The organism is Priestia iocasae (genome assembly GCF_016909075.1).
Taxonomy (GTDB): domain Bacteria; phylum Bacillota; class Bacilli; order Bacillales; family Bacillaceae_H; genus Priestia; species Priestia iocasae.
In genome coordinates, this window is the sequence record NZ_JAFBFC010000002.1 from 486,483 (window position 1) to 504,580 (window position 18,098).

Below are 18,098 nucleotides of genomic sequence, written 5' to 3' on the forward strand. Positions count from 1 at the left end.
CCACCTTGGCAACTATCCATCCGTTCGTAAATGATGCTTAAGATTCGTAAATTAATATACTCTATTTGACACTATACCGATTCTTTTCTATCTTGTATAGGTACATCCGTAAAATGTCAAAAAATTGTCTAACTCTTAACTCGCTTCTGCTTGTTTTAATCTCTGTTCATTTCCAAAAAACGCGGGAATGACTTCATTCGATTGCTTACCTTGTTGTTTTGTCTGCTTATTGTAAGGAACAACATAATAAGCAGGTAAGTTTAATACATTGACTCGCTCAATTTCGTATGTTCCTTCTCCTTCTACTTTTGCGACTAACTCAGCTTCTCCATTACGTTCCTCATACACATGATAAATTACTCTCTCGTCTTCTGACGGTGTCCATTCTAATTTCACTGTAAATAACCCTAAAGGTTTAAATGTTACATTACTTGATAAATCCTCTACTGCATGTAAGCGAATTGGCGCTTCTAAATCTTTTGTATCTTTTGGCTGAGTAAAAGCAGTGGCATGCTTCAAACTCGATTGCGTTAAGATGTCCTTAAATAAGCGAGTTGGATGCGAACTACCTTTCGTTAAGTAGTGGTTTTCATCGGTCTTATCATAGCCCATCCATACAGCTCCCACAACAGCTGGTGTATACCCAACAAACCATGTATCTCTTGTTGCACCTTTTACGGCTTGGTAAGACGTTGATCCCGTTTTTCCAGCAAGTGCTCCATTAAACTCTCCTGTTGAAGCTGTGCCTTCTTCTACCACACCTTCAAGCATTCTTGTCATATACCAAGCTGTTTGTTTTGAGAATACTTTTCTCTCTACTTTCTCTGCTTTCGCAATGATGTTATGATTACGATCTTCAATCTTTTGAATAAAATAAGGCTCAATGGTTGAACCAGTTGTTGCCAGTGATCGGTAAGCAGACACTAATTGTAACGGCGTGACTCCTTCGTCTAATCCACCTAACGCAATCGCTAATCCTTTATCATGAATCGGCATTCCTAGTTGATTTAAATACTCTTTCCCTTTATGAATCCCCAGTTCGTTTAGCGCCCAAACAGCTGGTGCATTTTTAGAATCTTTTAACGCGTCATACATCGTTACCTCTCCTGCATAAGAACCATCGATGTTTCGAGGAGTATAACCGTTGTAGGATGTTTGCTGATCTTCTAACAATGAATACGGCTTGAACAGCTTTTCTTGTAGCGCTGGACCATAGACAGCTAAAGGCTTCATTGTAGAGCCAGGTTGACGCTTCATTTGAAGACGATTCAATCCTTTTTGAACATAATCTCTTCCACCAATAGCTGATAACACTCCACCTGTTTGATTATCCATTAAAAGAAAAGACCCTTGCACTCCATCATCTGTACCAGGAAAATACTTGTTTTCTTGAAATAAATCGAAGGCTACTTTCTGAGCATCTCGATTCATTGGGACCGTGATTTTATATCCACCTTTTAACAGCTCTTCATTTGATAGGTGATACTTTATTTTAGCCTCTTCCATGACCATATCAATATATGTTAAGAATGCAGGCTCTTTTACTCGCTGTTGAACATCGATGCTTAATGTTCTTCCTTGAAGTCTCACTACCTTTTCTGCTGATAAGTAACCGGCTCGTTGCATTGAATTTAAGACAACATTACGACGTTGCAAACTTCGGTCTGGATGTAAAATCGGAGAATAGGAGTTAGGAGCTTTTGGTAAAGCAGCTAAAAGCGCACCTTGTTCAACGGTAAGCTCTGATACATCTCTATTGAAATATAAGTGAGAAGCCGCTTGAATGCCGTATGCACCGTGTCCAAAATAGATTTGATTTAAATACATTTCTAATAACTTCTTTTTGCTATAACGATTTTCAAGATTGATGGCAATGACTACTTCTTTTGTTTTACGAAGTAGCGTTTTATCATTCGTTAAAAAGATATTTTTCGCTAATTGTTGAGTAATCGTACTTCCTCCCTCTACTTTTCCTCCAGCTAAAATATCTCGATATAACGCTCGTCCAATTGCTTTTAAATCAATGCCATGATGCTCATAAAAGCGCATATCTTCTACTGAGATGAACGCTTGTTGAACATGTTCAGGGATGTTATTAATGGAAACAACATCTCGGTTTTCAACATATAGCTTCGTAAGTTCTTGACCGTTTTGGTCAACCAAACTTGTGGCTGAATTCATCACAAACTTCTTTTCATCAATCACATAGTTTCCGAGAAACAAAATGAAAATGTACCCAACAATCCCTAGAATAAACATGCTGATACAGGCAATTCCAATATACAGTCCTTTTTGTTTCATAGAGAAATGTTGTAAATATTCCTTTATTTTCCAATTCATATTCATACACCAACTTCCCATACCTATCAAATAATATGTTAAATGACAATCGACAATTTTTGTATTTTTTTGACTAAAAATTTATAATTTTAGTATGCAAGTTGAATCACAAATGTATACAATTTCCAATCAGAAAGTGAGGAGTTAAGCATGAACGTCTTTATTACGTATGGAACGCAAGATTATTTAAACAAAGTGAAAGAAGAACATTCACAAGAAACAATGGTTCTTATGCACAAAGAAGAGGACCAATTCTCACTGCTTCATGAAACAGAAGGAGAAACGGTTTTTAATGAAGAACACGCGTATGAGGTATTAGATGCGGTTGGTGATTTACAAGAAGGTGGTTACACAGTCTTAAATAATATTCCAGTATCAGATGAAGGTCGTCCTTTATTTGAACACCGTTTTAACCAACGTGCTCGCCTTATTGAAAAAGAGCCAGGGTTTGCAGCAATCCGTGTATTACGACCACTTAAACATGACACATATGTCATCTTAACGATGTGGAAAGATGAACAATCTTTTAAAAACTGGCAAGAATCAAAAGCCTATGACAAAGCGCACCAAAAACGAGGAACATCTGAAGGAGTAGACCAACAAAAGTCAATCTTCCCAAGGCCTTCTTATGTAACAAATTACCGAGTTGTAGAAGCTTAAACATAAAAGTGGGGAGCGTTTACGCCCCCATTTTTATGTTTCATACAGTTCTAATGGTAAATCATCTGGATCTGCAAAAAATGTGAACCTTTTCTGTGTGACAGGATCGATGCGAATGGGTTCAACGATCACTCCCTTTTCTTCTAACTCCCTAACGGCTGCTTCAATATCATCGACTTCAAATGCTAGGTGCCTTAATCCCCTTGCTTCAGGATAACTTGGTCGAGGTGGGGTATTTGGAAATGAAAAGAGTTCAATTTGATAATCGTCCCCTATAGCAAGATCTAGCTTATAAGAATCTCGCTCATTGCGATAAACCTCTGAAACAACCGATAATCCAAGTGTGTCTACATAAAATTGTTTCGACGTTTCATAGTCCGAGCAAATAATGGCTACATGATGAATTTTGGTAAGCTTCATTTAAAATCCTCCAATAAATGGTATGATTCGTTTATCGTACTACAAACAAATGATAACCTGTGAGATTTTTCACTTATGTTGAATCAAAATTTTTTTGTCACTTTCACAACAAATTTACATGCTCATATTCTATAGTACATTCACCTATAGAGGGGGCTATTTTATGGGAGTTGAATTAACAGCTCTACACTGGATTTATGTTTCATTTATTTTTATCATCATTGGGTTTATGGTGATGAGGCGAGATACCAGCTTAGTTTGTATTTCCGGTATCTTCCTCTTAGCAACTACCGCTACTTCTTCTTTAACAGGTTCTATTAGCGGTGTATTCAATAGCTTTATTTATGCCATTAGCGAACTACTCCCTACCATTCTTATTATCTCGATTATTGTGGCAATGAGTAGAGCGATTACCATTGCTGGCGTAAATGACTTGATGGTTGCTCCTTTTACACGATTTATTCGCTCACCAGGCCTTGCTTATTGGACTATTGGGATTCTTATGATGGTAATTTCATGGTTTTTCTGGCCTTCACCAGCAGTCGCATTGCTAGGTGCAGTCTTATTACCTGTAGCCATTCGTGCAGGCCTTCCAGCTTTAGGAGTCGCAATGGCAATGAACTTATTTGGTCATGGAATTGCATTATCAGGAGACTTTATTATTCAAGCTGCTCCAAAACTTACAGCAGATGCGGCAGGTTTACCTGTTAGTGACGTTATACAAGCAAGCATTCCGTTAGTCTTTACAATGGGAATCGTCACAACCATTGTCGCGTTTTACTTTTTAAAGCGAGACATGAAAAATGGTACACTTCCACAAACGACTTCTCCTATCATCCCTACCCCTGACGAAGAACAATCCGTTAGACTTTCTTCAACAGCACAACGGTTCATTGCTGTCATCATTCCAGTTCTTTTTGCTTTAAACGTCGTTGCTATGTTTCAATTTAATCTTCAAGGTGGAGATGCTACAGCCCTTATTGGTGGAACAGCCGTCTTCATTTTAATTATTGTTTCATTGATTGCTCATAAGGGAGCAGGTATTGAAAAAACAACTTCTTATTTAATAGAAGGCTTTCAATTCGGATTTAAAGTATTCGGCCCTGTGATTCCCATCGCTGCATTTTTTTATTTAGGAGACTCTGGTTTTACCACTATTATTGGTGAACACCTTCCAAACGCATCACATGGAATTGTAAATGACCTAGGTGTCGCACTCGCTTCTGTCGTTCCTCTTAATAGTCAAATTGGTGCCGTTACGTTAACAACAGTAGGTGCCATTACAGGTCTAGATGGGTCAGGTTTTTCTGGCATTTCCCTCGTTGGTTCCATCGCACAATTGTTTTCTACAGCCATCGGAGCTGGAGCAGCTACTCTTACTGCTTTAGGCCAAGTTGCAGCCATTTGGGTAGGTGGCGGTACACTTGTTCCATGGGCACTCATCCCAGCCGCTGCGATTTGTGGGGTTGATCCTTTTGAGCTTGCTCGACGTAATCTAAAGCCTGTTGTGATCGGATTAGTTGTGACAACGATTGTAGCCATGTTTTTAATTTAATAAAACAACCAGCTGAGATGAAACTCTCAGCTGGTTTGATTGATTGAATATGAAGATGATCAGACTATAGACAATCGTTCCAACCAACGTTGCTATAGCTGTAAGCATCATAACTTTTGGATTTTGGACTTATACTTCGCTCTTTTTTACTCATTTAATTCTACATTTATTAAGTATGTAGTACGCGCTTAACAGCAATGTAAATTCTTCACAATATCGTTTTTCCATCTTTCTTTTTTATACTAAAGTGATATAATAATGAAAAATGTCAAATAATTCAATCAATAAAACCTTCAATTAAAGATTTTCGACACTAAAAGAAAATAAAAAAGGAGAATTTGTTTATGCTATCTCGATTATATGCGGAACTAGAAAAACGGTATGACGAAATGGTTGAAATTCGTCGCTATCTTCATCAATATCCTGAGATTTCGTTTAAAGAATTCCAAACAGCTGCCTATATTCGCTCATTTTACGAAAAGCTAGGCATACCAGTACGCAGTCAAGTAGGCGGGAATGGTTTAGTCGTAACTATTAAAGGTAGCAAACCTGGAAAAACCGTTGCGCTTCGTGCAGATTTCGATGCGTTAGCTATACAAGATGAAAAAGACGTACCTTACAAATCGACGGTTCCAGGTGTTTCTCATGCTTGTGGACACGATGGGCATACGGCAACTCTTCTTGTTTTAGGAAAAACATTATATAAAATGAAAGACGATATTGAAGGAACCATTGTACTTATTCATCAACATGCAGAAGAGTTCGCTCCTGGAGGGGCAAAAGCTATGATTGAAGATGGATGCCTCGATAATGTAGACGCTATTTTCGGCACTCATTTATGGTCAATGACACCAACAGGAACCATTCAATATCGTTCAGGACCTGTGATGGCAGCAGCAGATCGCTTTGAGATTACGGTAAAGGGATCGGGTGGTCACGGTGCTCAACCACATAAAACGAAAGATGCCATTGTGATTGGTGCACAGTTAGTCGGAAATCTTCAACAAATTGTGAGTCGCCGCGTAAATCCACTTGAATCAGCCGTTGTGTCAGTTGGTTCATTTGTTGCAGAAAATGCGTTTAACGTTATTGCAGATTCAGCTCGTTTGATTGGGACAGTGAGAACATTCAATGAAGATATACGCAATGATATTGAACAGGAAATTGGGCGCATCGTTCAAGGCACTTGTTTAACAGCAGATGCAACTTATGAATATAATTTCTATCGTGGGTACCCTGCTGTCGTTAATCATGAAGACGAAACAGAATTTGCAGTAAGAGTCGCAAAAGACGTACCTGGCGTTCAATTGTTAGAAGAAACAGAGCCTCACATGGGCGGTGAAGACTTCGCCTACTATTTACAACACACAAAAGGTACGTTCTTCTTTACAGGTGCCAAACCAAAAAACGTAGAAAATCCCTACCCTCATCATCATCCAAAATTTGATTTTGATGAACATGCAATGTTAATTGCCGCAAACACTCTCGGCTCTTTGGCACTTAACTATTTAGAGCAAAATAAAACGGTAAAAGAAGCCGCTAAAATGAAATAATAGTCAATAAAAAACCTCCTGTCTTTATCCACAGATTTACTGGATTTAATCGTCAGGAGGTTTTTTGGAACTTTCTTTTTTATTTCACGTAATACTTATTATGACGAATATAAAGGGTGAACCCTCATGTTAGTATATGAACAAAAAGTATTAAGTGAAGCAGAACATTGGCAAGCTAAAATGGTAAGACGCTCTTCTATGTTTGAACGTGCCGCTAAAAATTGGCAAACAAAAATCAATGAAAAAATCCCTGATAAAATTCATAGCATCGTGACAGAAAGCATTAAAAAGATGGTACAAACCACAATTATCGGCTCTAACCTTACAACAAAGAAGAGGGAACAAGGTAACGTATCATTTGAAGAAAGAGAAGAACATGTTCGAAAAATAATAACCCAATATAAGCGAACAGCAGCCTTAGAAGGTGCAGGTACAGGCGCTGGAGGACTGTTACTAGGAGCAGTAGATTTCCCATTGCTTTTATCCATTAAAATAAAGTGCTTATTTGACATTGCTTCTATTTATGGGTATGACATCAAAAACATCGAAGAGCGTGTGTACATTTTATACATTTTCCATTTAGCTTTTTGTAGTGATGAGCATCGAGAACAAATTTTTCACTTATTAGAGAAGTGGAATGAACAAAAAAAGCTCGTTCAAGATATTGATTGGCAAACGTTTCAACAAGAATACCGTGATTATATCGACTTAGTAAAAATGCTACAGCTTATGCCTGGACTCGGAGCAGTTGTCGGTGCTTATGCAAACTATCAGTTATTAGATCATTTAGGTGAAGTGGCTATGAACGTGTATCGTTTACGCGCTTTAAAATATGACCGTTATTAAAGAAGCCCAACACATATAGACGTGTTGGGCTGTTTGTTTCTTTATGATAGTTTTCGCTGTACATAGACCGTAGTAAATAATTGAATAAATACCACCCCAACAACAGCTGTTATCATCGCTACCATGATAGTTGAAAAAGTTAGAAAAATGACAAAGACTGTCAGTTGAACAAGTAACGCTTTTCTTAGAACAGCTAGGAACGCTTTTTTGCTTATACGTTCATCCACCGGGTAAAGCGACACCCAAATGATATGACGATGATGCCTCCATAATGGAATGGTTTGAAAGCCTGTGGCATATATCACAAATAAAGCAATGACAATATTGCCATATTGAAAGGGCGTCACTACTAATAACAAAATACCGATTGCCGTTAAGCGAGCAAGTAAGCCAAGATAGTCCCCAGCTCGTAAGAACGTTCGCACGTATAAATAGTCATATGTAGCTGATTTTGTAAAAGAAATACGCGCTAACAACCAGTCTAAGTATTTTCTTCGTTTTACATTTTCTTTTACCTGCGGAACGTCTGTAAACAAATTCGCTAAGCGATAAAACATCGCCATTCTTCGCTCTTCTGCATCAACTAATCTCTCCCATTTTAACGGCTTTTTAGTCGTTAATGCTCGGTAATAAAAAGCAAGTCCAATGATGATTGCAGCGGTTGCAATGGCAAATACCAGATGAGCCTTTACAAATAGAAAATAAGCAAACGAGCTATTTAAGAAGAAGCGAACAAGAAAATCAATCACTTTAGCCATAGACTCTTCAAAATAGGTAGCCCACCAACTCATCGCCATGTTTAATACCTTTAATGCTAAAAATAGTAGAAGGAACGTAAAGATGACGCTGTAAGGTTCACCTGACGACTTCACATAAAGAGGTGCTAAAGCCGCTGTTACGACTAACAGCACATATAGCTGAATAAGAAAGCTAAATCTAAATGCTTTTTTAAAATATGGGCGTAGCTTCGTTTCCATCGGTAATAAAAACACTAAATCAGCACGTTTTAACAGCGTTTGCACAGGACTGTTCGTTACGACAAGTCCAATAATAACGGCCATAACCATTGCAGCTGGAAAATGTGGCGAGAGCACTTCAAGCCACTGCTGATAATAGTATGCACCTGCTCCTAAAACAAACAATAAAACAAACTTTAAGTGATCATTTAAAATGTATTTTATGTATTTTCTTATATCGGTTAGAAATTGTTGAAATCGTTGCTTCCACAACATTTCGACATTATTCATACGCTTCTTCCTTTGTTAATTGAATATAGATCTCATCGAGTGTAGCATTCGGCATTTGAAATTCATTCTGTAGCTCTTGTAACGTTCCGTGTGCACGTACTTCTCCATTATGTAAAATGACAAAACGGTCACAATATCGTTCAGCCGTTGCCAAAATGTGAGTAGACATTAAAATTCCCGCACCTTGTTTTTTCATGTCATTCATTAAATCAAGCAATGATTGAATCCCTAAAGGATCAAGTCCTAAAAATGGTTCATCAATAATATAAAGAGAAGGCTGAACAAGGAATGCACACATAATCATTACTTTTTGTTTCATCCCTTTTGAGAAGTGAGCAGGAAACCACTTTAGCTTTTTATCCATGCGAAATTCTTTTAGTAAAGGCTGTAACCTTTTTTCATACGTTTCTTTGTCTAATCCATAGGCCATTGCCGTCATTTCTAAATGTTCTTTTAACGTTAATTCATCATATAAAACGGGTGTTTCAGGAATAAATGTAAACTGTGAACGATAGCTTGTTGGATCTTTATCAAATGTTTTTCCATTAATGGAGACCGTTCCTTTTTTAGCCTCCATTAACCCAATAATATGCTTAATTGTTGTACTCTTACCAGCTCCATTTAAGCCAATGAGACCGACAAGTTCACCTTTTTGCACGTTAAACGATACGTCTTTTAAGACAGGTGTTTTCGTATATCCACCTGTTACACTTGTTAATTGCAGTAAAGAGCTCATCCTTTTCTCCTTTTCTACATCCATTAGTTTCTTTTCATGTTCTATTCGAGTTTATTGTATCAAATCTTTCGATAATACACATTTTTTTCGATATTCTCCCTCTTAAACCCCTTTTTTATCTAACGAAGCATCTCTCTTGTTTTAAATGATTCGCCACCTTGTTAAAAAAGATAAATTTTCCAGAATATCTTTTTCAGCTTCGGACATTCTAAATAAGGAAGAAGGGAAACACGCAACTGAGTGATCAATTGTAGTGATTCAAAAGCTTCATAAAAATGGAATGAGGTGTCTACAGCAGGCATTTTTATCCGCAATAAAACTTTATAATGTACGTTACCTAATAAGGGGATGGTAATCATGAACAAAGTGAGAAAACATTAGGTAGACAACAATGTTCATTTATTACAGTGTAAATGAGGTGTTTGTCAAAGACCGCAGAACAATATTGTTCAAAAAATGAGATACTCACACTATTGCTTAAATGAGGTGTTTGTCAAGGACAGTTACCGAAGTATTCAAGCAAAAGTAAAAATGTAAATGAGGTGTTCCCTAAACGTAATATAATGTTTTAGAAGCTCTCGACCAACCCTTCTTCGATCGGGCAGGATGCATCATCGATTGCATCCTGTCTTTTCTTTTGTCTTCTTTTCTTCCTATACCTTTTATGTGGTAAAATAATGAATAAGAAATGAAAGTTGAAAGGATGAAGCAGATGAGTCATGTAGAAGAAAACTGTATCTTTTGTAAGATTATTCGCGGTGAAATTCCAAGTGCAAAAGTATTCGAAAATGAGCACGTACTAGCTTTTCTAGATATTAGCCAAGTAACAAAAGGACATACACTTGTGATTCCGAAATTACATAAAAAGGACCTTTTTGAGTTAACTCCAGAAGTCGCAAGTAACTTATTTGAAGTAGTCCCTAAAATTGCAAATGCTATTAAAGAAGAATACAATCCTGTAGGTCTCAACCTTCTTAACAATAACGGTGAAAAAGCTGGACAATCTGTGTTTCATTTTCATATGCATCTTATTCCTCGCTACGGTCAAGGAGATGGCTTTGGTGCCGTTTGGAAAGAGCATACAAGTGAATACACACCTGAAAAACTACAAGAGATTGCAGCGGGTATTTCAAAGCATCTATAAGTATAAAAAAGAGTGACAGAAACCTGTCACTCTTTTTTCAGCAGCATGTCAATATGAGGAATGCCATCTTCTAAGTATTCCTTTGAAATTTGCTTGAACCCAAAAGACTCATAAAAATCTTGAAGATAGCTCTGCGCTTGAATTTTCACCGTCGTTTCATTCAATTCTTCATGGAGAAACGCTAGCCCTCTACTTACTAACTCCTGTCCAAGTCCCGTCCGTCTGTACGAAGGATGAACAATAATTCGACCGAGTGATGCTTCACTGTAGCTAACGCCTTTTGGCAACACTCGTAAATAAGCCACAATCTCTTCTTTTTCTTTTTTAAATACGTGATAAGACGGAATATCCTTTCCATCCACTTCGTTATACGGACAATTTTGTTCAACGACAAACACATTGGTTCTCGCTTGTAAAATTGCATAAAGCTCCCGTAATGTTAACTCATCGAACTGCTTTATGACCCAACTCATTTTCTTCTCCTTATTTCATTAAAGATAGGTTATGTAGACCATCATAGCCGACTGTTTATTGTATGACAAGTTATGTAGATTCACTAGTGTAAATTTTTTAAAAATTAACACATTAAACAGAGGTTTCATGATAGGATAAGAATATTCATTTTTCACTACGATATAAATTTTAATGGATTATTTGGAGGAGGTTTTTTGTAATGAAAAGAGCTTATAATTTTAATGCTGGTCCATCTGCCCTTCCTTTACCTGTCTTACAAAAAGCACAGCAAGACATGATTGATTATAAAGGAACTGGGATGTCGATTATGGAGATGTCTCATCGCAGTAGCACGTTTGAAGAAGTATTAAATGGAGCAAAGGAAGATTTACGTTCCTTAATGAATATCCCAGATACTCACGAGGTTGTATTTCTTCAAGGCGGCGCTAGTCTTCAATTCTCGATGATTCCTATGAACTTCTTAGGAACAAATCAAATTGGGGCGTACGTATTAACAGGTTCATGGTCTGAAAAAGCTCTAAAAGAAGCTCAAAAACTAGGACAAACAACGGTCATTGGTTCATCAAAAGAAAATAACTACCGCTCCATTCCAACTCAAAATGAACTTCATCTACCGCAACAAGATGTTGCTTATGTACATATTACATCTAATAACACGATTTATGGCACACAGTGGCATCATTTTCCATCGTTTGGAGAAACGGATTTAATTGCCGATATGTCGAGTGACATTTTGTGTCGTAATATTGACGTAAGCAAGTTTTCACTCATTTATGCAGGAGCTCAAAAAAACTTAGGACCTTCTGGTGTGACCGTTGCGATTGTTAAAAAAGATTTATTATCACGCATTCCAGCAGGACTATCGACGATTCTCAACTATGAAACACATGTAAAAAATAATTCTCTCTATCACACACCACCTACCTTCTCTATTTATATGCTTTCACTTGTACTTGAGTGGGTAAAAGAGCAAGGTGGACTAGATGCCATTGAAAAACAAAATGAGAAAAAGGCATCCATGCTGTATGAATGCATGGATATGTATGGAGACTTTTATACACCACATGCTGACAAAGATAGTCGCTCACTTATGAATGTGACCTTTACACTACCAGATAAAGATCGTACAACTTCTTTTTTACAATTAGCAGAAGAAAAAGGATTTGTTGGTCTGAGCGGTCACCGATCTGTAGGAGGTTGTCGTGCGTCTATTTACAATGCTGTACCTATTGAGACCTGCGAAGCCCTCGTATCATTTATGGAAGCCTTTTATAAAGAACAATAATTGACAGAAAATTAAAACTTTATCTTTTTATTAAGATTATGTTATACTATGTATATGGACCTATGCAATGGGCGTAGAGAGCACTGTTGGTAGGTTTATAAAAAATGAGTTTAGTATAGAAGAGGAGAGATGAGAAGTGAATACAAAAGTACTTGTGTCGTTATCATTGTTAGTAGGGATAGGAGCGGTATTACACACCATTGTTCCACCCCTTTTATTCGGAATGAAGCCTGATATGTTGCTAACGATGATGTTTTTAGGCATTATGTTGTTTCCTTCTGTAAAAAACATTGTACTACTTGGAATAACAACGGGTGTCATTTCTGCATTAACAACAGGATTCCCAGGTGGGCAAATTGCAAATATGATTGATAAACCAATCTCAGCATTTTTATTCTTTGGTTTATTTTTAGTCGTAAGAAAAGCCTTTAATTCTTCAACTATATCTGCTGCTGTGTTAACAGCAATCGGTACAGTCATCTCAGGTGTTATTTTCTTATCGGCTGCTTACTTTATCATTGGCCTTCCAGGTGGATTTGTTGCACTTGTAACAGGTGTAGTATTACCAACTGCTGTTGTTAACACAATTGTGATGGTTGTTGTGTATCCAATTGTACAAAATGTGTTAAAACGTACAAAAATTGCTTCTGAAGCTGCATAAATGTAAACAAATCCCTTTACGGGAGCAAAAAAAGCCCGACTTCTCTCGGGCTTTTTCTTTACCATTTTGTTTTATCGGTTATTAAAAAAGGGCACCTGTTTTGAAAGATCTAAAGCAAGATGCACTTTATCATTTACGAACATAACACCTTCCTTTTAAAGTGTTTGATGTTTAGTTTTTTGATACTAGGTTACATAATATAATGTAAACGCTAATAAAAATAAAACCATTCCTGAAGCACCAAACGTCATTGCTCTCTTTTTTAACACATGCTTAGGTGGATAAGAGGCTGTTCTCTTTGAAGCAAGAAACAAATTAATAGTGGCAATAATTAGAAGAAAACTAATAACGAAAAGGCCAAAAATAACGCCTGTCATTTCTCATCCCCCCTTCTAGTTTATTCATATGCACATCATGATGGATATATGTGCTGGTAAAGAGGAGATATTAATTGCTATATAGGGAGTGTTTTGAATGAGTCGTATAAAATCTTTAACATTAGGAATATTGGTTGGTGGAACGGCAGCAGCTGTTGGGGCATTGTTATCTACCCCTTATTCTGGCATAGAGGTACGTAGAAAGTTAAAAGAACAAAAGCAACAATTTCAAGATGTATCTGTTGATCTTAACCAAAAAGCCTCAACTGTAAAAAAAGAATTTCAATCAGCACTTAAAGAAGGAAATACTATAGTAAAAAATGTTGCAAAAGATGTATCCATCTCTCTCAATGAATGGAAACAAACTATTGCACCTAACCAACAATCTCTTCAACATCATTTGGAAGAGATTGAAAAATCATTATCAAGCCTAGAGAAACACGTACAGACAACTCAATCTTATAACGAAGAGATACATAAAAAAGAAGGATAATCACCTTCTTTTTTTAAAATTTAAATTTTTTGTAAAATTACATCTTTATAATTTTTTATTTTATTGGCATAATAGAAGATAATAAGAAAGATAGACAGCTAAAGTGGGTGGGAGAAAATGAGGAATACAAATGAACAGAATTTCGATTTAAAAGAAGCTCTTCTTTTCAGTCAGAGAATTGCTCAATTAAGCAAAGCATTATGGAAAACTGTAGAGAAAGATTGGCAGCAGTGGATTAAGCCCTATGATCTTAACATCAATGAACATCATATTTTATGGATTGCTTATCACCTAAACGGAGCTTCCATCTCCGAGATTGCAAAATTCGGTGTGATGCATGTATCAACAGCGTTTAACTTTTCAAAGAAACTTGAAGAGAGAGGTTTACTTCAATTTTCTAAAAAAGAAAGTGATAAACGTAATACATACATCCAACTAACAAAAGAAGGGGAAAACATCTTATTAGACTTAATGGAAAATTATGATCCTGAACAAAATTCAACGTTTAGTGGAGCTCTCCCTCTTCGTGATTTGTATGGGAAATTTCCTGAGTTTATTGAATTAATGTCCATTATTCGTAAAATTTATGGAGAAGATTTTATGGATATTTTTGAACGCTCTTTTCATAATATTGAAGAAGAATTTGTTGAAAAAGATGGAAAGCTCATAAAGCGAGAAACCATAGCAACCGAGCAAGAAAAAATTGCTTCTAATTAACCATTTTATTCTCTTATTCTCTCGATAATGGACACAAATTCATTCATTAACGGTAAATACATGCCTTCTTTCATTATTGCTTGGATCGTTTCATTAGGTGTCAATTTATGATTAAGCATCCCAACAAACTGTGTAAGAAGCGGAGTGAAGTCAACAAATCCTTCCGCTTTTTGCTCATCATACACTTTGTTCAACTCTTCACATAGTCTGTATATTTCACTCGCCTCTTCTTTTGTAAGCTCTCGTTTAATCACTAATTCTACAAAAGGTCTACCTTGTAAGACTGCGCTTTCTGATAACAGTTCGATATAGTACTCCAAACGATTGACGCGAGATTCTAGAGATTCCATAAACGTTTCTACTCCTTTAATATATATATACCTTTATTTTACATAATGATCTACATTCTTCTCAATCATGAACTGTGCTATAAGATGAAATGGATTTAATCGCTATCTATTTCATAAGATATTTGGTAATGTTATTATATGCATCCAAAGCAAAGGTGCTTTGTAGCAAATTAATAGGTCTCTCATCTTGTCCAAATCAATATGATTAAATAACTGCACTATTACATATAGCGTATTTGCTTATGCAAGATTTAGATATTATTGATACAGAGATTTTTTAGGTTGGAGGAATGCCATAAATGACTACATTTTTTATTCCATTTGCTGTATTTATTTTATTTTACATTAATACATTAACGAATACATTATGTATCCAAAAAGAAATTCCTGAAGAGAAACAACCAAAGGTATTTCGGATCATCAACGTACTTATTACTATTTTACTTCTATCATCATACGTAGAAATTTTATTTACTTAAATAAAAGGCACTTATCCACAAAGGATAGTGCCTTTTATTTGTCTTTTTCTAGTCTCCTATGCGAGTACTGTCGTCATAGAAGGTTTGTCATTTATTCTAAAATTAATAGAAACAAGAACAACCGATGATGATTAGTAAGATAAATAACACAACGATTAACGCAAAGTTGTTACCATACCAGCTTCCGCTCATTTGTCCCCCTCCTTGCGTCATTAAAGATTATAGATGTCATTTTTGTTTATCAATAGAAACAAGAACAACCTACAATAATTAATAAAATGAATAGTACAACTAGTAACGCAAAGCCACTTCCATAAGCTCCACCCATAAGAGCACCCCCTTTGTGTACTAATACTCCATCTTATGCAAGGCTACTTAAAGGCGTCTAGGCGATTGTCTTAGATAGATGAAAATAATTTGAAGTGACCTTTTACTTTTGATATATTGCCTGTAGGTAATTATCTATTTCTCTAATATTCAAGGTTATGCTATAGTATATGGTATGGCTTGGGCACACTGAGAGTAAATATAATAATTGGGAGTGTTTATGTATGAAAAAAAGCTTTATTGCACTAACAACAGCAGCAAGCATCGTTGCATTATCGGCATGTAACAGCGGTGCAAGTGGAGACAACTCAGAAGTGGTTGTTGAAACAAAAGCTGGGAACATCACAAAAGATGAGCTTTATGAAGCACTAAAAGATCGTGCGGGTGAACAAATCATTCGTGACTTAGTTGATGAAAAAGTACTAAGTGAAAAATATAAAGTAAGTGATAAAGAAGTGGAACAAGAGCTTGAAACACTAAAACAACAATACGGTGCCCAATTTGAAATGGCTATTCAGCAAAACGGTGAAGCCGAAATGAAACGTCTTTTAAAAATTGACCTTCTTCGTGAAAAAGCTGCCACTGCAGATGTAAAAGTATCCGAAGAAGAATTAAAGAAAGCATATGAAGCAAAGAAACCAGAAGTAAAAGCGAGTCATATCTTAGTAAAAGATGAAAAAACAGCAAACGAAGTAAAAGCAAAGCTTGATGAGGGTGGAAACTTCGAAGAGCTAGCAAAAGAATACTCTGAAGATCCAGGTTCTGGCGAGAACGGTGGAGATTTAGGGTTTTTCGGACCAGGTCAAATGGTTCCAGAATTTGAAGAAGCTGCTTATAAGCTAGAAAAAGATAAAATTAGTGAGCCTGTTAAATCTCAGTTCGGTTATCACATTATTAAAGTAACAGATAAGAAAGAATTGGCATCATTTGATAAAATGAAACCAGAGCTTGAAAGAGAAATTAAGCGTTCTAAGCTAGGTGAAGATCCAACACAATTACAAAAAGCGATTGACAAAGAAATGAAAGATGCTTCTGTAAAAGTGAAAGACAAAGACCTAGAAAAAGCGTTTGAACAAGATAAAAAAGAAGAAAAGTAATCAAAAAGAAGCTGACGGCTGCCGTCAGCTTCTTTTTTGATTCATACAGATTTGCTGTTTTTCACAAACTCTCGACGTTCTTTTTCTTCTTTCATACGTTCAATATAGACTTGTCCCTCTTTTTCAATGAATGTATCATCAACCTCTTTTTCTTGCTGTGCTGTCCGAATAGCCATAAATCCACTAAAGAAAATACCAGCAACCACTAAATATAACCAAACAGGTAATGTAACCATCTAACTCCCCCACATATATCGTATTTACCATCACTATATGTATAAGAAGTTGTGTTTATGACAAGCTATCTCGTTAAATTGTAGGCTTGTAGAACGATCGATTATCTAATGCGAAAATCTTTTCAGTGAATTCACCAGGTTTGACATGTTCTAGAGCACGATCTAGCATGTTCATTTTTGCATCGACATTATCAATCAGGTGTAGAATTTCAGCTTCTTTAATTAATGGTTTCTTCGGACTTCCCCACTCTTCTTTGCCGTGGTGAGATAGTACCATATGTTGAAGAAGTAATACTTCTTCTCCTTTAATACTTAACTCTTCTGCTGCTTGTCCAATTTCATTTACCATAATAGAAATATGACCTAGTAAGTTTCCTTCAAGTGTGTAAGTCGTAGACACAGGGCCTGATAACTCAATGACCTTCCCCAAATCATGTAGTATAACACCAGAGTAAAGCAAGTCTCGATTTAAGCTTGGATATAGATCGGCTAATGCTTTTGCAACTTTTAACATTGATACAACGTGATAAGCTAATCCAGAAACGAATTCATGATGATTTTTCGTAGCCGCTGGATATTCTAAAAAAGCATTTTGATATTTATTTAATAAGTGACGTGTAATACGTTGGATATTCGAATTTTTCATTTCGAAAATGCATTGTGTAATGGATTCAACCATTTCTTCGCGACTTAATGGCGCAACTTCTAGAAAATCAGCGACACGCACTCCATCCTGAGGGTTCGCTGGACGAATTTGCCTTACTTTTAGTTGATTACGACCTCGATACGTCATTACTTCTCCAGCTGCTTTTACAATCTTTTCAGCTGCGTAATTCTCTTCATCCTCCGGTGATGCATCCCATAACTTTGCTTCGATGTCACCTGTTTTATCTTGTAAAATAACGGTCAAAAATGGCTTGCCATTACTTGCAATTCCTCTTGTTGACGACTTCACTAGGAAAAACAAATCGACTTGTTCACCGACCTCATACTGAGCAATGCCTTTTTTCATCTATACGTCCTCCCTCATCTTGTTCAAACGATTCATATGGCTTTCGTTTCACTTTAATTTATTACTTTCCTCTTTTTTCTTATTTTAAC

Annotated in this window: 22 protein-coding genes; 11 read left to right on the forward strand and 11 right to left on the reverse strand. The window is 36.4% G+C overall.

Annotated features, from left to right (window positions below):
• Positions 1-135: 135 nt before the first annotated feature.
• Positions 136-2,301, reverse strand: a complete 2,166-nt coding sequence (locus JOC83_RS07465) for a transglycosylase domain-containing protein (protein ID WP_205186061.1) — start codon at positions 2,299-2,301, stop codon at positions 136-138.
• A gap of 189 nt (positions 2,302-2,490) precedes the next feature.
• On the opposite strand from JOC83_RS07465, the gene JOC83_RS07470 reads away from it, so the two are divergent.
• Positions 2,491-3,000 carry an antibiotic biosynthesis monooxygenase family protein gene (locus JOC83_RS07470; RefSeq protein WP_205185846.1) on the forward strand — a complete coding sequence of 170 codons (510 nt, stop codon included), beginning with the start codon at positions 2,491-2,493 and terminating at the stop codon, positions 2,998-3,000.
• A gap of 33 nt (positions 3,001-3,033) precedes the next feature.
• On the opposite strand, the gene gloA2 is transcribed toward JOC83_RS07470, so the two are convergent.
• The gene (gloA2, locus tag JOC83_RS07475) at positions 3,034-3,420 is read right to left on the reverse strand and encodes an SMU1112c/YaeR family gloxylase I-like metalloprotein (RefSeq protein WP_205185848.1); all 387 of its coding nucleotides are present in this window, start codon (positions 3,418-3,420) and stop codon (positions 3,034-3,036) included.
• A 163-nt stretch (positions 3,421-3,583) separates the two neighbouring features.
• Between gloA2 and JOC83_RS07480 the strand changes: the two genes are divergently transcribed.
• The 3 genes from JOC83_RS07480 to JOC83_RS07490 all read left to right on the forward strand — a co-directional run bounded on the left by JOC83_RS07480 (position 3,584) and on the right by JOC83_RS07490 (position 7,374).
• Complete coding sequence (locus tag JOC83_RS07480; RefSeq protein ID WP_205185850.1) at positions 3,584-4,975, forward strand: hypothetical protein; 1,392 nt, start codon at positions 3,584-3,586, stop codon at positions 4,973-4,975.
• A gap of 344 nt (positions 4,976-5,319) precedes the next feature.
• Positions 5,320-6,528: a M20 family metallopeptidase gene (locus JOC83_RS07485; protein ID WP_205185852.1), complete on the forward strand. Its 1,209-nt coding sequence runs from the start codon at positions 5,320-5,322 to the stop codon at positions 6,526-6,528.
• A gap of 126 nt (positions 6,529-6,654) precedes the next feature.
• Positions 6,655-7,374, forward strand: a complete 720-nt coding sequence (locus tag JOC83_RS07490; RefSeq protein ID WP_205185854.1) for an EcsC family protein — start codon at positions 6,655-6,657, stop codon at positions 7,372-7,374.
• Between the two features lie 41 nt (positions 7,375-7,415).
• Here the strand turns inward: JOC83_RS07490 and JOC83_RS07495 are convergent, their stop codons facing one another.
• Both JOC83_RS07495 and JOC83_RS07500 read right to left on the reverse strand, forming a co-directional pair.
• The gene (locus tag JOC83_RS07495) at positions 7,416-8,621 is read right to left on the reverse strand and encodes an ABC transporter permease (RefSeq protein WP_205185856.1); all 1,206 of its coding nucleotides are present in this window, start codon (positions 8,619-8,621) and stop codon (positions 7,416-7,418) included.
• The gene (locus JOC83_RS07500; RefSeq protein ID WP_205185858.1) at positions 8,614-9,357 is read right to left on the reverse strand and encodes an ABC transporter ATP-binding protein; all 744 of its coding nucleotides are present in this window, start codon (positions 9,355-9,357) and stop codon (positions 8,614-8,616) included. The genes JOC83_RS07495 and JOC83_RS07500 overlap by 8 nt, the downstream gene beginning before the upstream one ends.
• Positions 9,358-10,069: 712 nt before the next feature.
• Between JOC83_RS07500 and JOC83_RS07505 the strand changes: the two genes are divergently transcribed.
• Positions 10,070-10,501 carry an HIT family protein gene (locus tag JOC83_RS07505; RefSeq protein WP_205185860.1) on the forward strand — a complete coding sequence of 144 codons (432 nt, stop codon included), beginning with the start codon at positions 10,070-10,072 and terminating at the stop codon, positions 10,499-10,501.
• A 26-nt stretch (positions 10,502-10,527) separates the two neighbouring features.
• Here the strand turns inward: JOC83_RS07505 and JOC83_RS07510 are convergent, their stop codons facing one another.
• Positions 10,528-10,974, reverse strand: coding sequence for a GNAT family N-acetyltransferase (locus tag JOC83_RS07510; protein WP_205185862.1), 447 nt, complete (start codon positions 10,972-10,974; stop codon positions 10,528-10,530).
• A 200-nt stretch (positions 10,975-11,174) separates the two neighbouring features.
• Here JOC83_RS07510 and serC point away from each other — a divergent pair, with 200 nt between their 5' ends.
• Both serC and JOC83_RS07520 read left to right on the forward strand, forming a co-directional pair.
• A complete protein-coding gene (serC, locus tag JOC83_RS07515; RefSeq protein WP_205185864.1) occupies positions 11,175-12,260 on the forward strand; it encodes a 3-phosphoserine/phosphohydroxythreonine transaminase in 1,086 nt (361 codons plus the stop codon).
• Between the two features lie 136 nt (positions 12,261-12,396).
• The gene (locus tag JOC83_RS07520; protein WP_205185866.1) at positions 12,397-12,921 is read left to right on the forward strand and encodes a tryptophan transporter; all 525 of its coding nucleotides are present in this window, start codon (positions 12,397-12,399) and stop codon (positions 12,919-12,921) included.
• A 185-nt stretch (positions 12,922-13,106) separates the two neighbouring features.
• On the opposite strand, the gene JOC83_RS07525 is transcribed toward JOC83_RS07520, so the two are convergent.
• On the reverse strand, positions 13,107-13,298 hold the full coding sequence (locus tag JOC83_RS07525; protein ID WP_205185868.1) for a membrane protein YhzF: 192 nt from the start codon (positions 13,296-13,298) through the stop codon (positions 13,107-13,109).
• A gap of 97 nt (positions 13,299-13,395) precedes the next feature.
• Between JOC83_RS07525 and JOC83_RS07530 the strand changes: the two genes are divergently transcribed.
• A complete protein-coding gene (locus JOC83_RS07530) occupies positions 13,396-13,791 on the forward strand; it encodes a YtxH domain-containing protein (protein WP_205185870.1) in 396 nt (131 codons plus the stop codon).
• Positions 13,792-13,908: 117 nt separating this feature from the next.
• Positions 13,909-14,508: an HTH-type transcriptional regulator Hpr gene (locus JOC83_RS07535; RefSeq protein WP_205185872.1), complete on the forward strand. Its 600-nt coding sequence runs from the start codon at positions 13,909-13,911 to the stop codon at positions 14,506-14,508.
• Positions 14,509-14,513: 5 nt separating this feature from the next.
• Here JOC83_RS07535 and JOC83_RS07540 read toward each other — a convergent pair whose 3' ends face one another.
• On the reverse strand, positions 14,514-14,858 hold the full coding sequence (locus JOC83_RS07540) for a DUF1878 family protein (protein WP_205185874.1): 345 nt from the start codon (positions 14,856-14,858) through the stop codon (positions 14,514-14,516).
• A 299-nt stretch (positions 14,859-15,157) separates the two neighbouring features.
• Between JOC83_RS07540 and JOC83_RS07545 the strand changes: the two genes are divergently transcribed.
• Positions 15,158-15,337 carry a hypothetical protein gene (locus tag JOC83_RS07545; protein ID WP_205185876.1) on the forward strand — a complete coding sequence of 60 codons (180 nt, stop codon included), beginning with the start codon at positions 15,158-15,160 and terminating at the stop codon, positions 15,335-15,337.
• 102 nt (positions 15,338-15,439) lie between these two features.
• Here JOC83_RS07545 and JOC83_RS07550 read toward each other — a convergent pair whose 3' ends face one another.
• A complete protein-coding gene (locus JOC83_RS07550) occupies positions 15,440-15,529 on the reverse strand; it encodes a YjcZ family sporulation protein (RefSeq protein ID WP_239583400.1) in 90 nt (29 codons plus the stop codon).
• A 49-nt stretch (positions 15,530-15,578) separates the two neighbouring features.
• Positions 15,579-15,665, reverse strand: coding sequence for a YjcZ family sporulation protein (locus tag JOC83_RS07555; RefSeq protein WP_110113814.1), 87 nt, complete (start codon positions 15,663-15,665; stop codon positions 15,579-15,581).
• 223 nt (positions 15,666-15,888) lie between these two features.
• Here JOC83_RS07555 and JOC83_RS07560 point away from each other — a divergent pair, with 223 nt between their 5' ends.
• Positions 15,889-16,761 (forward strand): peptidylprolyl isomerase, encoded by an 873-nt coding sequence (locus JOC83_RS07560; protein WP_205185880.1) that lies wholly within the window; start codon positions 15,889-15,891, stop codon positions 16,759-16,761.
• Positions 16,762-16,802: 41 nt separating this feature from the next.
• Here the strand turns inward: JOC83_RS07560 and JOC83_RS07565 are convergent, their stop codons facing one another.
• Both JOC83_RS07565 and yhaM read right to left on the reverse strand, forming a co-directional pair.
• Complete coding sequence (locus JOC83_RS07565) at positions 16,803-16,997, reverse strand: sporulation YhaL family protein (protein WP_205185883.1); 195 nt, start codon at positions 16,995-16,997, stop codon at positions 16,803-16,805.
• A gap of 73 nt (positions 16,998-17,070) precedes the next feature.
• A complete protein-coding gene (yhaM, locus tag JOC83_RS07570) occupies positions 17,071-18,009 on the reverse strand; it encodes a 3'-5' exoribonuclease YhaM (protein ID WP_205185885.1) in 939 nt (312 codons plus the stop codon).
• Between the last annotated feature and the right edge of the window lie 89 nt (positions 18,010-18,098).

Bases quoted from the DNA above. Each gene is read 5' to 3' on its own strand.
- JOC83_RS07530 (WP_205185870.1), top strand. From the start codon at position 13,396: ATGAGTCGTATAAAATCTTTAACATTAGGAATATTGGTTGGTGGAACG.
- JOC83_RS07540 (WP_205185874.1), bottom strand. From the start codon at position 14,858: ATGGAATCTCTAGAATCTCGCGTCAATCGTTTGGAGTACTATATCGAA.
- JOC83_RS07545 (WP_205185876.1), top strand. From the start codon at position 15,158: ATGACTACATTTTTTATTCCATTTGCTGTATTTATTTTATTTTACATT.
- JOC83_RS07470 (WP_205185846.1), top strand. From the start codon at position 2,491: ATGAACGTCTTTATTACGTATGGAACGCAAGATTATTTAAACAAAGTG.
- JOC83_RS07510 (WP_205185862.1), bottom strand. From the start codon at position 10,974: ATGAGTTGGGTCATAAAGCAGTTCGATGAGTTAACATTACGGGAGCTT.
- JOC83_RS07480 (WP_205185850.1), top strand. From the start codon at position 3,584: ATGGGAGTTGAATTAACAGCTCTACACTGGATTTATGTTTCATTTATT.
- JOC83_RS07500 (WP_205185858.1), bottom strand. From the start codon at position 9,357: ATGAGCTCTTTACTGCAATTAACAAGTGTAACAGGTGGATATACGAAA.
- serC (WP_205185864.1), top strand. From the start codon at position 11,175: ATGAAAAGAGCTTATAATTTTAATGCTGGTCCATCTGCCCTTCCTTTA.
- JOC83_RS07495 (WP_205185856.1), bottom strand. From the start codon at position 8,621: ATGAATAATGTCGAAATGTTGTGGAAGCAACGATTTCAACAATTTCTA.
- JOC83_RS07525 (WP_205185868.1), bottom strand. From the start codon at position 13,298: ATGACAGGCGTTATTTTTGGCCTTTTCGTTATTAGTTTTCTTCTAATT.
- JOC83_RS07555 (WP_110113814.1), bottom strand. From the start codon at position 15,665: ATGGGTGGAGCTTATGGAAGTGGCTTTGCGTTACTAGTTGTACTATTC.
- gloA2 (WP_205185848.1), bottom strand. From the start codon at position 3,420: ATGAAGCTTACCAAAATTCATCATGTAGCCATTATTTGCTCGGACTAT.
- JOC83_RS07550 (WP_239583400.1), bottom strand. From the start codon at position 15,529: ATGAGCGGAAGCTGGTATGGTAACAACTTTGCGTTAATCGTTGTGTTA.
- JOC83_RS07560 (WP_205185880.1), top strand. From the start codon at position 15,889: ATGAAAAAAAGCTTTATTGCACTAACAACAGCAGCAAGCATCGTTGCA.
- JOC83_RS07505 (WP_205185860.1), top strand. From the start codon at position 10,070: ATGAGTCATGTAGAAGAAAACTGTATCTTTTGTAAGATTATTCGCGGT.
- yhaM (WP_205185885.1), bottom strand. From the start codon at position 18,009: ATGAAAAAAGGCATTGCTCAGTATGAGGTCGGTGAACAAGTCGATTTG.
- JOC83_RS07535 (WP_205185872.1), top strand. From the start codon at position 13,909: ATGAGGAATACAAATGAACAGAATTTCGATTTAAAAGAAGCTCTTCTT.
- JOC83_RS07565 (WP_205185883.1), bottom strand. From the start codon at position 16,997: ATGGTTACATTACCTGTTTGGTTATATTTAGTGGTTGCTGGTATTTTC.
- JOC83_RS07465 (WP_205186061.1), bottom strand. From the start codon at position 2,301: ATGAAACAAAAAGGACTGTATATTGGAATTGCCTGTATCAGCATGTTT.
- JOC83_RS07485 (WP_205185852.1), top strand. From the start codon at position 5,320: ATGCTATCTCGATTATATGCGGAACTAGAAAAACGGTATGACGAAATG.
- JOC83_RS07490 (WP_205185854.1), top strand. From the start codon at position 6,655: ATGTTAGTATATGAACAAAAAGTATTAAGTGAAGCAGAACATTGGCAA.